Raw genomic sequence first — 15,336 nt, 5'->3', positions numbered from 1 at the left:
CTGTAGCGAGATAAAATGGGTAATAGATTCGTTTGTATCCACTAATTCTCTAACGCTAATATAAAGTTAGTAATATTTTACTTTACTAGAATAGAAGCCTTAATGGCTTCTATTCTTCGTTTAAAAGATTAAGCATTGACCAGTTATAATTAGAGAAATACTCCATTGGCACTAATACTTCCTTATATCCCTTTTAAAGTCAGCTAACGATAATAAAAACTCTATCAAAAAATTGAAGAAAGTCGCCTTATTCATAACAAATATATGCGGCAGCGTTAGCAAAGGTCTGTTGGCCATTTTTAAAGCCTGCTAAAGCTTGAGCTGCGGTTCTAATGGCTGATACGGCATCGCTAGCTTCTAGTACCACTAAGGTAGCTGGAGCGCCCACCTTTATTTCCGTTTGCTGCGATAGTAATTTGGCGGCATTTTTACTGACCATAGCAAAGACAGCTGTCATTTCGCTATCTTTAGACAGTTGCGCAATATTGGCATACATATTGGCCATTCTAATTAATGAGGCGTCCCCAAAAGGGGTAAACGCATTCAAAATATTGTTGCTCGCAATGGTAGTGCTAATGCCCATTTCTGTCAGTTCATTCGCATTCACCATACCTCTCGGAATCAAGGCATCGTGGTCACGGCCATTTAAATAAATATCGGTGGCGGGCAACACGGTCAATGTGATATCGGCTAGCTTTAATAGGGCCGCCATCTCGAGACGCTTGGCCTTATCCATCGCTGATAGTTTCGTCACGTGACCTATCGAGACCCGACCTTGGTAGTTGCGCTTAATGGTTTCTTTGACCAATTTAGGAATGCTAGAGCCTTGTGGGTCTAAATCGAAATCCAGATGAAAATCGACATCGACATCAAATTTCTGCGCTAAATCAAATATCATTTCGATATGCTGCTCTGGGTGCTCATCTTTGTAAGGACAACCGCCTATTAAATCAGCACCTTGCGCTAGCGCTTGCTGCAACAGCTCTTGGGTGCGTGGCTCAGTGGTCAAGCCGTCTTGCGCAAAGGCACAAATCTCGATATCGATAGCAAAGGCATATTTATCCCGCACTCTTTTTATCGCCTCAAAGCTACGCAGCTCGGTCTTTTTATCGGTTTCTACAAACGTCCGTAACCCTACCGTGCCTTTCTTAATCGCCATTTCTATCACCCTGCAGCCGCGCTCAAATACGTCGGCCTCGGTAAACCCTTCCTTGGCTTTACCCGTCTCTTTAACTGCTTCGTCTAAGTCGCCCTCTTCTATGCTACAGCGGTCTAAGATACAGGCTTTATCCAAGTGAATATGACTCTCATAAAAGCCTGAGCAGACAAAATTGCCCTGCGCATCGTAAATCATCTTGGCAGCATTTTCTGCATTGCCTTGGCCTTCTGAGGGACTACTTTTGCTACTGTCGATACTGTCGATACTGTCGATACTGTCGATACTGTCGATACTGTCGATACTGTGAATATGGCCGTCTTTGACCCTAATATCGACTAGGTCTTCATAATCCGTAAGTCGGGCATTTTTGATTATTAGATCTAGCATTGGGGTGAATCCTATTGAGGTAATATTTGCTGAATAGCATTTGAGTTATTGTAGGGGTGACAGACTCATTCTCGGTTGTGATTCAGTGTTTTTATGGTTATTGGACAGTGTCAAGGTCGGTTATAAACCCTTAATGCAAAGTTAGCGTAAGGTATGCCCTGCGCACCATGGAAAATTAATCTTCCCAAAGTTCGATATTACAATTCGCAATCCCTGCAAAATAATTCAAAAAAACCATTCATCTTAATGAACACCAATCATAGCCTACGATCGCCATTCCTATGTTTATAAACAAGCTCACTCTTTCACCTCAGCAACCCGCAACATCTTAACCCCACCCCAAGTTACACAAACCACCCCGATAGCAATTAACGAAGCCCCTAAGATTAAACCCTCAGGCGGCGCCTCCCCTTGGATAAATACTGCTATTGGGACACCGACTACTGCCCCAACTGCACCGAGCAAACTCAGCAAAACTGGCCCTCCGGTCTTTTGTAGCAGAAATAGCAATAGAAACTGACCGGCAAATAGTAGCGCCTGTAGCATAATTAACCCTACGGGCAAACTTCCCAAAACGCCACTTATTGATCCAGACGCTAATGGGATGGCAAGCGTGAAATTCGGCAACATACCGACGATGCCTAATTGGATAGCCGCAGCGATTAACATGCCTGGGGCTAGCCCACTAGGCGAGGCATTAGGCGGCCACCTTAGCGTGCGATAGATATTGCCAATCGCTAGCAATACCGGGCCACACAGAGCTATCAACACCCAAACCACACTGACATCGGGAGTAGCAAACTTATTTGCGGCGAGCACCCCTGCCCCGAGCAAAGCCGCGGCCACCCCGAGCGCTCGCAATGGCTGAAAGTTTTCAATACGCAAGGCGAGCGCACCAAGATAAGTGAGTAATGGCGGTAGCGCGATAATCATAGCGACAAAGCCCGCACCAACCTGCGGAATAGCAGAAAAGAAAATCAGATTGGAGCCCGCCACACTGACCAAAGCGGCCACGATATAGTATTCAAAACTACGCGAGCTCAGTGGCGGCAACTCATTTCGCCATAGTGCCACCAGCAATAAAATAATCCCGGCACCACTAATCGACCAAAAAAGAAATGCTACCGGGCTTAAGCCAACCGTCCCTGCGTACTTCGCCATATTGGTCGTCACCCCTAGTAGCATCCCACCGGCCAATAAGCACAGACAAGGAATTAACCAACGGTTTCTATGGCGCAATAGGCGCGCCTCTGTAACATCACTCATAACTTATCCCAGTATTAACTGCATTTCTTTACGTCAGCATAACCGTAATATACTGGTGCAAAAATATATATTTAACTACTATTAAAACCTTAGTTTATCACCTTAATTTAGCAGTCATTAACCGCCTGCGTTGAGTAAAAGCTGCCCTCACCCACTCGCGTAAGGCTAGGCATCATATAGGTTTATACCTAATTATTATCAAGAGGATACTCGCAAGTGGATTGGGCCAGTATTTTTATTCATGACACCACGTGGACATTCGCCGCCGAAATCGTTGTGCGCGTTACCATCATGTTTACTATGGTGATTTTATTCCTGCGCTTCACAGGTAAGCGCGGGGTACGCCAACTGTCAATTTTTGAATTGACCATTATTTTATCGCTGGGCTCTATTGCCGGCGACCCTATGTTTACCGAGGATTTACCGCTCATTCAGGCCTTACTGATTATGAGTGTGGTCATCGGCCTTTACCGCCTCTGCACTTGGCTGATGATGAAGTGTCAAAGGTTTGAAAATCTACTAGAGGGAAAGCCCATCTATATCGTCGAAGATGGCATGCTAGTTTTAGAAGACATTCAACAGGGCAAAATGTCGCACGATGAATTTTTTGCAGAATTACGCCAACGTAGCATTGAGCATTTAGGCCAAGTCCGTACTGGGCTGTTAGAGACTGATGGTACGCTAAGTGTGCTGTTATTTACAGATGATGAAGTGCGTTATGGGTTGCCGCTATTTCCTAAACAATATAAAGCCGTGACTCAGGTCGAGCCCGATCACTGCTACGCGTGTATGCACTGCGGACATGTGGAATATATCACTGACCCTAAACAGCTTTGCAAGCGCTGCGGCAACCAAGATAAGGGTTGGACACAAGCGATGGCGGTTAAGGTAGTGAGTTAACGGGCCTTGCGAGCTTGGCCTTAGCAGATGATGCTCATCGTTGGGTTAGAGATACCCCTTGCTGGCTTAGATACTGCTTACTGAACTAGCAACCGCTATTATTATCGGGCTATTGCGGTTATTCATTCATAGGTGGACAAGCCTTGTCCCAATACGGCTCATCCCCTAAACGCTCGGCTAAAAAATCAATCAGTAAACGGCAGCGTTGTGGTAAAAAGCGATTTTTGGGATAAATGGCATAAGCATTGGTCATAGGCAATTGATACTGTTGCAATATAGGCACCAGTTCGCCCCGTGCTAGGGTTTGATAAGCGATAAAAGTGGGCATAAATATAATGCCATGGCCTTTGACCGCCATATCTATTAAAAAGCGGCCGTTATTGGCCTTCATTTTTGAATGAGTAGCAATATTATGCGTCTTGCCTTGCTCATCGATCAGCTCTAAAGCGCTATCTTTACGTAAGCTATAGTGCAAAAAGGTGTGATTGGCCAAGTCCTGTATCTTGGTAGGCGTGCCTCTCTCACTCAGATAGCCGGGGCTGGCACAGATAACAAAGCGGATGCGGGTGAGCCGCCGCGCCTGATAGCTGGAGTTCTGTAATTCGCCGATGCGGATGGCCAGCTCATAGCCCTCTTCCACCAAATCGACTTGGCGATCGGAGAAGTCTATCTCAAAAGTGAGTTTGGGGTAGTCATTGGCATACTCATCGATTAGCTCACTCAGATGCATTAGCCCAAAGGATAAAGGGGCGGTCATTTTTACCTTGCCCTCGATATGGGTCTTGACCCCGCTGGTTTGTTCATTAAGCGCATTCACCTCCCCTAGGATAAGTTGCGCTTGTTGATAATAATGCTCGCCAGCTTCTGTGAGGCTTGATTTACGCGTGGTTCTATTGACCAGCTGGGTGCCCAAACGGGTTTCTAAATCTTTTAGCCGGCGACTAACCGCTGATTTGGCGATGTCCAATTGGGCAGCAGCTTTAGTGATACTGCCGGCATCGACTACGCGAACGAACATCGCCATGTCTTCTAATTGACCCATGAGTATTTTTTTACCTTATTAGCAGCCATTGTTCTCTAAATAAGAACTTACATTTGCGATTGTTACTGTTTATTTACCCCTAGTCAATGGTTAAACTTAGCTCATCAACAATCTAGCCAATGGCTTAAAGGCGAATCTAGCCAACGGCTTAAAGGCGTTAACTGATTATTCGCTAAGCGCTAGATTGTACTAACCAGGAGAATGCTCATGACTATCAATGTAGCTGTAACCAATAACCGCGAAAACGCTAATACTGCCCAAACTGCTAGCGACACTCCCAGCAAAAATCGTACTTTGCTACAGCAGTTCCCAGGCATGGCCACAGCGGATGGCGATGGCGTCAAGCTTACCCGCATTATAGGCTCGCCCTATTTGGATATGTTAGACCCTTTTTTAATGCTCGATTGCTTTGAGAGTGACGATGCCAATGATTATATCGGCGGTTTTCCGACCCATCCGCATCGGGGCTTTGAGACTGTGACCTATCTGCTCAATGGCCGCATGCGCCATAAAGATAATGCCGGTAATGAAGGCGTGATTGAGCCTGGCGGGGTGCAATGGATGACCGCAGCCAGAGGTATTTTACACTCTGAGATGCCCGAGCAAGAGGATGGGCTATTAAAAGGCTTTCAGCTGTGGGTCAACCTGCCAGCCTCAGCAAAAATGAGCGACCCGGCGTATCAAGAATTTCCAGCAGAATTAACCCCACTTGAGCGCCGCGACAATGGTACTGAAGTGCGCGTGATTGCGGGCAAGACCAATCAAGGTACGCTGGGGCCTGTGGTCAATACCTACACTTACCCCACCTATTTAGACGTGACCCTGCCTGCCAATACCGCTTTCGAGCAAGCGCTACCTGCTGAGCACAATGCTTTTATCTATATGATTGAAGGCGAGGTTGCTATCTTAGAGTCAGTAGATTTAGAATCAGCAGACAGTCACAACGCGCAGGACGTTGATAACACTAAAAATGCCAAAGTATTAACGGCTAAAAACTTAGGCATACTGACCCAAGGTGAGCAGCTAATGCTAACTGGCGGCGATACTGGCGCACGTTTTTTATTGATAGCCGGCCAGCCTCTTAACGAGTCTATCGCCCGTGCTGGCCCTTTCGTCATGAATACCCGAGATGAAGTTTTGCAAGCTTTTAGCGACTTCAAACAGGGTAAATTTTAACCAATAATTTAACAAAGGAAAGTCGATATGGGCTTACTCATAGAAGGCCAGTGGCACGATAAATGGTATGACACAGCTAGCAATTCAGGCCGTTTTGAGCGTGATGCTGCCAATTTTAGAAATTGGGTCACTAAAGATGGTAGTGCCGGCCCTTCCGGTAGAGGTGGCTTTAAAGCCGAGCCCAATCGTTATCACTTATATGTGTCTTTAGCCTGCCCTTGGGCGCATCGCACGCTGATTTATCGTCGTCTCAAAGGCTTAGAGGAGATGATTTCGCTCTCGGTAGTGCACCCTTTTATGGGCGAGCATGGCTGGACCTTTGCAGAGGCTGACGGGGTCATCCCCGATCCCAATGTGAATGCTCGCTATTTATATGAGGTTTATACCGCAGCACAGGCCGATTATACCGGCCGGGTGACCGTCCCTATTCTATGGGATAAAAAGACCCAGACTATCGTGAACAATGAGTCTTCAGAAATCATTCGTATGTTCAATTCAGCTTTTGATGAGGTCGGTGCCTTAGCCGGTGACTTTACCCCAGCGGCGTTATTGGCTGAGATTGATGAGCTCAACGACTTTATTTATCCTAAGATCAATAATGGGGTGTACCGCGCGGGTTTTGCCACTACTACCGAGGCTTATGAAGAAGCGGTGCTGGCTCTTTTTGCGGCCTTAGATACCATAGAGGCCCGTTTAGCGAACCAGCGCTATCTCACCGGCGCGACTATTACCGAAGCCGATTGGCGTTTATTTACCACTTTGCTGCGTTTTGATGCCGTATACGTCGGGCACTTTAAATGTAACATTCGCCGCATTGTTGACTACCCTAACCTTTGGGGATATCTGCGTGACTTGTACCAGCAGCCTGGCATCGCTGGCACCGTGTGTCTCAAACATATTAAAGCGCACTATTACACCAGTCACGAGATGATTAATCCTACCCGTATTATACCTATAGGCCCCGATATCGATTTTACTACCCCGCATAATCGTGAGCAGCTAGCGTAGCTGCAGAGCTTTTTTGACACGCGCTATTTTTTAACCAACCCTGATAGCACAATAAAGACCGGCTATCGCTACAATAAATGATAAGGAAAATTATGACTACTAACCTCTACCCCCTCCACAATGCTTTTGAAACTCGCCGCTCTATCTATGCGTTAACCGATACGCTGCCCGTCTCTGAGCAGACTGTTATCGATGCGGTCGAGCACGCTATTTTGCACACCCCTTCGTCTTTTAACTCACAAACCACCCGCATCATCGTCTTATTCGGCGCTGAGCATAAAAAAGTTTGGGATATTGCGGAAACCAACTTACGTAAAATAGTTGGTGATGGCGATTTTTCTAGCACAGAACAGAAAATGGACAGCTTCCGAGCAGGCGCTGGCACAGTGTTATTCTTTGAAGATGAGAATGATGTCAAGGCGTTGCAAGAGCAGTTCCCTTTATACGCGGATAACTTCCCTGTTTGGGCTGAGCATACCAATGCAATGCACCAGTACGCCATTTGGACTGCCCTAGGTGAAATGCAAATCGGTGCCTCCTTGCAGCATTATGCGCCCATATTTGAGCAGGACGTCGCACAAGCCTTTGATGTGCCTGCCAGCTGGCAGTTAATCGCACAAATGCCGTTTGGTGGTATTGGTGCTCCTGCTGGCGACAAAACCTTTAAACCGATCAGCGAGCGCGTACGCGTTTTAGGTCAATAGTAGCTTTCATTGATAGTAGCTTTCACTATAGTGGGGTATAAGACAAGTACGCTAACCCTTATGGGCAACCCTTACTCAGTAAAATGCTATAAAAAAAGCCCGCATCTCAAAGAGTTGCGGGCTTTTGCTTAGATCAGTCAGTCTGACTATGTAAACGGTCGGTCTAGATGAAAACTAGAAACGATAACCAACACCTAGATAGCTAATGACCGGGTCGATATCAAGCGTATCAACGGCACGGATCAACTCTTCACCGCTGTCGTTTTTAACTGTAATAGTGGTGTCACTGCTTAATTTCGCATAAGACACAGAGCCTACGCCAAACCAACGGTCATTAAAGTCATAAGTAGCACCCACGGTAAAGATCGGAGCAAAAGCGCTGTCCGCTTCCACATCGATATTCATACCGCTATTCGATAACTTATTCTCTAACGCCGCGCCAGCTTTATCCGTTTTAAGGTTTTGAATTTGATGGCCAGCCATCTCTAGGTCATTACGGATACCAGAATTAAGCTCGATGTCATTAAAGTAAGCATAAATGACCCCTGCACCCACGTAAGGGCGGAATTTATTTACCCCAGACTTACCAAATTGATAATGGACTTCAGCGGCTGGTAACCAGGCGCGTGCACTTGACGCTACTCCGTTGCCCTGCTCTAAATCCGTAATAGGAATGTCTTTTTTGACGGTAAACTCTGGTAATAATCCGCTTGCTGCGCCACCAGGCGTAACCTTACCGGTCAATGGCGCAGTAACTTTACCTTTGCCTAAGATATCGACTTTAGGCGGTACACCGGCTTTTAATTCTACGGACCAATTATCATCAATATGATAGTTGAATAATAAACCTACGGTATCAGCATCGTCGGCTTGTAAGCCACTACCGGCAGCAGAGGCAAAGTTCTGCAAACCACTAATCTGTGAAGTACCTGATACATCGCCTAATAAAGGCACATCAGATAAATCTGTATCATCACCTAAGGCACCTAAGATTCCAGTAATAAGGTCCTTTTGTGGCTCATCCGGATCAATAATACCGGTTACAGTGCCGACTTTGACACTGCCGTTTTTGGCCTTTAGCCCATCGGTAGCAGCAGTAGTATTTTGTAGAGGATTGGCATCACCCTGCGGGGCAGCATGCAACCAACCGGCAGAGACTGAGAAGCGCTTAAAGCTACCATCGGTTTTGAAATAATCAAATTCAGCAAAGGCAGATTGGCTAAACAATAATGGCGCGGCAACCGCTAATGAGAGAGGGAGAAGATTTTTCATGAAACGTCCTTGTATGAAATTTGAAAATCGTCGTATAGATAGAAAAAACTATCCAACTAGCAAACGAATGCGACAAGAGTTAGCAAAGCTATTAAGGTAACCCAGTCGAAAAACCAACATCCTGTCAGAATTCGTCAATCTATATACTGCCTGTATAAAATAGCGTATTTTTCTAACAAAAAACACTACAAAACAACGCCTTTAGTAAACAATAGGTTGCTAAACAGTGGTATGCCTTATAAATTGCCACATTAGTAACAAGATATCAACACTCACTAATGAACTGGTGTAGTCACAATATTTTCTAGTATTTTACTTAAAATGCTTAATCTATATTAATCATACTCTTATATATAAAAATTACCGTCAATCACAGTTAAATTTCAATATTAGGGCGTGCCCTTAATTGCATTATGAGACTAAAATTAAGATAGATTTTTGTCAGTTCATGAAAATTTTGCAGAGAATATGAGTATATTTTCCAGAAATTTTCGCAGAGTAGCGCAAATCTAGTCAGTTTTAGTCCATTACACGCTAGTATTATTAGTTAAGGATAGACCCTAGTATTTAGCGTAAAGCCGGAAAGCGCTGGACCATATATAGCATAAGGAGCAGCGCTATACCTGCAATAGCCGCACCAACGAAACCCACACTCGACAACGATAAGTGCGTGACGGTGTAGCCGCCGAGTAGCGCCCCCATACCGATGCCTAAATTGATAATGCCCGAGAACATCGACATCACCATATCTTGCGCATTAAGATCAATCATGATGACTTTAGCTTGAATAGCCAGCATCAGAAGCATTAGCGCGGCACCCCAAAGCAGCGTATTGACGCTAAGCGCCCATATTGAGGTCACTACTAGCGATAGCGTCAGCATAGACACTAGCATCAGAGCTATCGAGCCCAGCATCAAAGCCCTATTATACTGATCGCCCCAACGACTAAACAGCACACTACCAAGAATCCCTGCCCCGCCAAATAACAGTAAGATAAACGTGGCCATATTGGCACTGATTGACCCCACCTCCCGCATAAACGGCTCGATATAAGAATAAGCCGCATAATGTGCCGTGAATACGATAAAGCAAAATAGATAAAGCCCAACCAGTACTGGATTTTTAAGCAATTCTGGTACTTTTTTGATGGTACCGGTAAACATGCTGGGCAGCGTTGGTAACACTCTAGCTTGCAGCACAAACACCACAAAGGCTAACACACCAATACCTGCAAACGTCGCCCGCCAACCAAACCACTGTCCGACTAGCCGGCCTATAGGCACGCCCAGCACCATAGCTAGAGACGTCCCTGTGGCGAGCACACTCAGCGCCAAGGCTTTTTTACCTGCAGGTGCGACGCGTAAAGTGATGGCGGCGGTAATCGACCAAAATATGGCATGCGATAGCGCTATACCGACCCGGCTAATCAGCAGCACTTGAAAGCTCCAAGCAAATACAGATAAGACATGGCTGGCAATAAACACGACAAATACGGCTAGCAGCAAGCGTTTGCGCTCTAACTTGCCGGTGAGCAACATCAAGGGCAATGACATGGCCGCGACTATCCAAGCATACAGGGTCAACATCCAGCCGGTCTCTGCGGTGGTGATAGAAAAATCTTGGGCAATATCACTAAGTAGAGCGACGGGGACAAATTCGGTAGTGTTCACAATAAAGGCACTAATGCCCATTAAGATGACTCGGAAATACTGAGTGCGGACAGCCTCTGGGCTGGTCTCTATGTCTGGGGTATGGTTCATAAGCTCGACTGTATAAAAAGCGGTTTCGGCAGAGTGTGCTCGAAGCAGGAAAGAAGTATTTGACTGGATTGCAAAGGTTAGCGAGGGCAATCGTTGTATAAAAAGAGAGTGTCAATAAATGATTATTAATAAATGAATATAACCAGATAATAGCTATAGAGTGCTTGGAATAGTATGGTTTGCATGACCAATAACAGCGGGGCAAGATAGCAACTTAACCACGCTATTTAAAGTAATTTTTTGCTAAAAGTTTTAGTCAAAAGACGGGAGATAGATATGGTTAAATCTTTTATTAGATTTAGACGCTAACGCTCAGTAAACGCTAAATTTTCAGCACACCACTGCCAGACTTCATCGACGGCGCGGCGCGGAGTGGTTACCCGTTTGCGTACTAGGTAGTAACTAGGCTCAAACAGCAACTGGGTATCACACACTTTGAGCAACCGGCCTGCAGCAATATCCGCTTGCACGAAAGCGTAGCAAGCGATGGCCATACCTTGCCCCGCCACAGCGGCTTCGATGGCCAAAGTGGTCTGGTTGAATACCGCCCCAGCTAGTTTGCTATTGGTGCCAAAAAAAGAGCGCCAATGTTGATGATCGTCGTGTAAAAGCGGCCATTCTTGTAGCCGCTCTGGCGATAGAGGCAGCGAGATATCCGTGAGCAGATGAGGGCTAGCAACCACCACCAGCTCTTGTTTAAATAATAATTTTGTCTCAAAAGCAGTCGGAAATGGCGGCTGAGTAAAGCGTACAGCTATATCCACCTGATCACGGTCAAAATCTGCAATGGTTTCAGTCGCCACAGTTCGCAGCTCTATGCCGGGTAGCGCAGTCGTTAAGGTCACTAATTGCGGTAATAATATCTTGGAGGCAAAGGTCGGTGTGACACTGATGGTGACTTTATTAGGATCCATTAGCAGCTGAGCTGTGGCCTCATTCAATAGCGCAAAGGCACGGGTCACCTCTGCAAAATAGGTGGCCCCTTGTGGGGTAAATGCCACCCCTCGCGGCAATCTCTGAAACAAAGAAAAGCCAAAATAACCCTCTAACGTGCGGATCTGTTGCGCCACAGCGCCTTGGGTCACATACAGCTCTTCCGCAGCAGCGCGGAAGTTAAGCTTGCGACCGACAACCTCAAAGACCCGTAGCGCATTTAAAGGCGGCAATGGACGATGATAAACAGCCATAACACTATCCTAGACAATAGATTTTCTACAGTCTAACAGCTTTTAATATGATGCGAGATAACTAATATTATTAGCTATCATAGAGCTCTAAAGACTAATGCTGCTGATTAAGGCCCTAGTAAATCTAATTTATAGCACAGCTGGCACTGACGCATTAGCCAATGGTTTATTTCCTGTCTGTATTTAAGGACTCTATCTAAGGCTATAGATATGTTTAGAGCTTATGCTGCCCTCCTCACCCTCGGTCTCATTTGGGGCTCCAACTTCATTTATATGAAATGGGCTACGGCGCTAATATCGCCGGCTCAAACTGTATTTTTACGGGTATTATTTGGTTTTTTGCCATTGTTATTCATAGCTTGGCGCAGCAAAGTGCTTACTAGAAAGCAGTGGGCTCATATACCGCATTTTGCTGTTATGTCTGTATTGGCCGCCTCCTTTTATTATTATGGTTTCGTCGCGGGTACAGCACTACTCTCTAGTAGCGTGGCCGGCTTATTGAGTGGTGCTATCCCTATCTTTACCTGTTTATGCGCAGCATTACTGTTACCCGACGAGCGCCCCACTAAGCAGATGACCATTGGGGTGGCATTAGGGTTTGTGGGTATCGTATTAAGCGCGCAACCCTGGGAGGGAGACTCCGGTATCTCTCTGCTAGGTGTCGCTTGGATGCTGCTAGGCTCACTCAGCCTTGGCGGGTCTTACGTCTATACACGGCGGTATTTATCTCCTCTAAAACTACCACCCTTAGCGTTGGCCACTTGGCAGACGGGATTTGCCTTGCTTACCCTGCTAGTGCTAACTGATTTTACCGATATAGGACAGTTAGCCACCAGCCCGCAAGCTTTATGGGGCACTATTATTGGACTGGGGGTATTGGGTACTGGCGCAGCTTTTTTGTTGTATTACTTTCTGATCGAACATCTTGGCCCTGTACGCGCGGTGGGTGCGACCTATATTGCCCTTATCGTAGCCGTCATTATTGGCGCTGCTATTGGTGACCATATCACCTTTTTACAGATTATCGCGCTAGTGCTTATATTGGGCGGGGTATTACTGATTCAGACCGCAAAACGCAGCTTGGTACCGACAGCAAGCAAATTAGCAACTGATTTGGCCACCAAAAATATAGAGAAAGTTCTGCCCCATTAGACCAACTGTCTTAACCTAATAAACGCCCTATTTGGGGCGTTTATTATTGGGTGTTTTTAATAGCCCTCTACATAGGTATAGCGGCGATTAATTTACTAAAATTACTCGTCAATTTATTTTCGGATGCAGTACTTCTAGGCTGGGCACTTATAACAAAAAAGCCCACAACCTTATAAATTATGGGCTTTTTTCATTCTTAGACGTTATGAAAAGCTGAGTGAATCTTACCAGCTAAAGCCAAGACCGACACCACCAGAGCTTTCTTTTTGGGTGAACGCTCCGCCTAAACTCACGCTAGCATTAGGATTAATAACGCGCTGGTAGCCTACCGATACCGCCTGCTCAGAGCCTTGAATCCCGACGCCCACGCCCACTCGGTTTTTACCTTGTAGACCAGCGGTACTAGTGGCCATGTTTAACATAGCAGCACTCATAGCGCCTTGACGCTCAAAACGCTCATCCACTTCTTGGAAACGCTGCCCATTTTCGTAGGCATAATTAGAGAACGCGTCGTTCAAAGTCGCCATTTTGGTATCGGTATACGTCTGCGCTGTCGTCACAGCATTGGTTTGCGCGGTCTGCAACTGGCTAACGTTAACCGCATCAGTATCCGCTGTACCTGCCGCCACATTGACGATTTGACGCTGACTGGTAGCAGAGCCAACCGCCACAGTGTTATCACGGTCGGTGCTAGAGTTATTGCCTAATACCACCGCATTTTTAGCTGAGGTATTAACATTACTCCCTACCACAAAGGTATTATCACCAGTGATCGTATTGTCATTGCCTACAGCATAGCTGTTATTACTACTCACTGTATTGGGATCACCGATAGCGCCTGAGTGATTACCAGTTACCTTATTGCCTGTACCGATACTGATAGCTTGCAGGCCAGTAGCTTGCGCCCCTTCACCAATGGCAATACTTTGGTCGCCTTGTGCTAGTGAAGCCGCTCCTAAGGAGATGGCATTGCTACCACTAGCGACCGCTGCACTGCCAGCTGGCATGGGGCCATTATTGGCGTTAGCCGCATTGATACTAATATATTGACTGCGCTCTTCTAGACTCTGCTGGACACTGGCTACCTGGCTATCGGTATAGCCCTGAGCTGCCGTCACTGCAGCAGAGGCTTTTTGGTCGGTATAACCTTGAGATGCTGTTACCGCATCAGAAGCCTTTTGATCGGTGTAACCTTGAGCTGCCGTCACCGCATCAGAGGCTTTTTGGTCGGTATAACCTTGAGCCGCTGTCACTGCAGCCGAGGCTTTTTGGTCGGTATAACCTTGAGCTGCTGTCACTGCAGCAGATGCTTTTTGATCGGTGTAACCTTGAGCCGATGTCACTGCATCAGAAGCCTTTTGGTCGGTGTAACCTTGAGCCGCCGTCACTGCATCAGAGGCTTTTTGGTCAGTATAACCTTGAGCTGCTGTCACTGCATCAGAGGCTTTTTGATCGGTATAACCCTGAGCCGCTGTCACTGCATCAGAAGCCTTTTGGTCGGTGTAACCTTGAGCCGCCGTCACTGCAGCAGACGCTTTTTGATCGGTGTAACCTTGAGCTACCGTCACCGCAGCAGAGGCTTTTTGGTCGGTGTAACCCTGAGCTGCCGTCACTGCAGCAGAAGCTTTTTGGTCAGTGTAACCCTGAGCCGCTGTTACTGCATCAGATGCTTTTTGATCGGTATACCCCTGAGCTGCCGTCACCGCAGCAGAGGCTTTCTGGTCGGTATAACCTTGAGATGCTGTTAAAGTAGCGGCATCTTGGGTATCCACATAAGTTCTTAATTCAGTAATAGACCCTTTTATCAGCGTTAACTGGCTGTCTACTTCTGTAAAAGCACTGCCAACGTTATTCACTTGTACATTTTGAATGCTATAACTAGGCGGTGTGAATATGCCATTATTAAACCCTGCACCACCACCGAATGCTGTAGTCATAGCATCGTTAGTATTCTGCAGACTCTGATTAGTAAAGTATAGCTGCTTACCCGTGACTGCATCCGTTGAAGTATCGCTTAAGTTTGCTTCTTGGAGATTGCTAATCTTAGTACCGTTAGCGCCAGCTAAGATAATACTGTCTTTAGAGGTACTGTCATAAATCACAGCCCCAGCATTTAAACTGCCTAGGCCTGATTTCAAAACTGTAATCTCATCAGTATTGCCCGTTATTCTATTACTTAATCCCGTATCAGCCGCAGCAAACTCGCTACGAATAACGCCGCGGTCAGTAGCAGCCTCACCCAATGCAGTATTTACTCGAGTTTTTTCAGTGGCAGCTGCCTCACGTATGCCGGTATCAGCAGCAGTAAACTCGCTACGAATA

General features: G+C 46.3%; 12 protein-coding genes. 5 read left to right on the top strand and 7 right to left on the bottom strand.

Annotated elements, in window-relative coordinates; all coding sequences use genetic code 11:
- Positions 1 to 247 precede the first annotated feature (247 nt).
- Positions 248 to 1,546, bottom strand: coding sequence for an amidohydrolase family protein (locus ACZ2XM_RS13930; RefSeq protein WP_490588715.1), 1,299 nt, complete (start codon positions 1,544 to 1,546; stop codon positions 248 to 250).
- A gap of 297 nt (positions 1,547 to 1,843) precedes the next feature.
- Positions 1,844 to 2,812, bottom strand: coding sequence for a DMT family transporter (locus ACZ2XM_RS13925; protein WP_490588714.1), 969 nt, complete (start codon positions 2,810 to 2,812; stop codon positions 1,844 to 1,846).
- A gap of 216 nt (positions 2,813 to 3,028) precedes the next feature.
- On the opposite strand from ACZ2XM_RS13925, the gene ACZ2XM_RS13920 reads away from it, so the two are divergent.
- Positions 3,029 to 3,712, top strand: coding sequence for a DUF421 domain-containing protein (locus ACZ2XM_RS13920; RefSeq protein WP_490588713.1), 684 nt, complete (start codon positions 3,029 to 3,031; stop codon positions 3,710 to 3,712).
- Positions 3,713 to 3,830: 118 nt separating this feature from the next.
- Here the strand turns inward: ACZ2XM_RS13920 and ACZ2XM_RS13915 are convergent, their stop codons facing one another.
- Positions 3,831 to 4,754, bottom strand: coding sequence for a LysR family transcriptional regulator (locus ACZ2XM_RS13915; protein WP_490588712.1), 924 nt, complete (start codon positions 4,752 to 4,754; stop codon positions 3,831 to 3,833).
- Between the two features lie 207 nt (positions 4,755 to 4,961).
- On the opposite strand from ACZ2XM_RS13915, the gene ACZ2XM_RS13910 reads away from it, so the two are divergent.
- The 3 genes from ACZ2XM_RS13910 (at position 4,962) to ACZ2XM_RS13900 (ending at position 7,642) form a co-directional block, all read left to right on the top strand.
- Entirely contained in the window at positions 4,962 to 5,930 is a 969-nt protein-coding gene (locus tag ACZ2XM_RS13910) for a pirin family protein (RefSeq protein WP_490588711.1), read from the top strand.
- Positions 5,931 to 5,957: 27 nt separating this feature from the next.
- A complete protein-coding gene (locus tag ACZ2XM_RS13905; RefSeq protein WP_490588710.1) occupies positions 5,958 to 6,938 on the top strand; it encodes a glutathione S-transferase family protein in 981 nt (326 codons plus the stop codon).
- Positions 6,939 to 7,030: 92 nt separating this feature from the next.
- Entirely contained in the window at positions 7,031 to 7,642 is a 612-nt protein-coding gene (locus tag ACZ2XM_RS13900) for a nitroreductase family protein (protein ID WP_490588709.1), read from the top strand.
- A gap of 174 nt (positions 7,643 to 7,816) precedes the next feature.
- Here the strand turns inward: ACZ2XM_RS13900 and ACZ2XM_RS13895 are convergent, their stop codons facing one another.
- From ACZ2XM_RS13895 to ACZ2XM_RS13885, 3 genes are all read right to left on the bottom strand, one after another.
- Positions 7,817 to 8,914, bottom strand: coding sequence for an OmpW/AlkL family protein (locus ACZ2XM_RS13895; RefSeq protein WP_490588708.1), 1,098 nt, complete (start codon positions 8,912 to 8,914; stop codon positions 7,817 to 7,819).
- A gap of 567 nt (positions 8,915 to 9,481) precedes the next feature.
- Positions 9,482 to 10,675 (bottom strand): sugar transporter, encoded by a 1,194-nt coding sequence (locus tag ACZ2XM_RS13890; RefSeq protein ID WP_490588707.1) that lies wholly within the window; start codon positions 10,673 to 10,675, stop codon positions 9,482 to 9,484.
- 305 nt (positions 10,676 to 10,980) lie between these two features.
- Positions 10,981 to 11,862: a LysR substrate-binding domain-containing protein gene (locus tag ACZ2XM_RS13885; protein ID WP_490588706.1), complete on the bottom strand. Its 882-nt coding sequence runs from the start codon at positions 11,860 to 11,862 to the stop codon at positions 10,981 to 10,983.
- Between the two features lie 210 nt (positions 11,863 to 12,072).
- Here ACZ2XM_RS13885 and ACZ2XM_RS13880 point away from each other — a divergent pair, with 210 nt between their 5' ends.
- Entirely contained in the window at positions 12,073 to 13,014 is a 942-nt protein-coding gene (locus tag ACZ2XM_RS13880; protein ID WP_490588705.1) for a DMT family transporter, read from the top strand.
- A 224-nt stretch (positions 13,015 to 13,238) separates the two neighbouring features.
- Here the strand turns inward: ACZ2XM_RS13880 and ACZ2XM_RS13875 are convergent.
- Positions 13,239 to 15,336: YadA family autotransporter adhesin (locus tag ACZ2XM_RS13875; protein ID WP_490611145.1), on the bottom strand; the 2,098-nt coding region annotated here is incomplete at its 5' end.

The organism is Psychrobacter sp. CoH-33_TS_01 (genome assembly GCF_058189395.1).
This window is presented reverse-complemented; position numbering and strand designations above follow the sequence as displayed.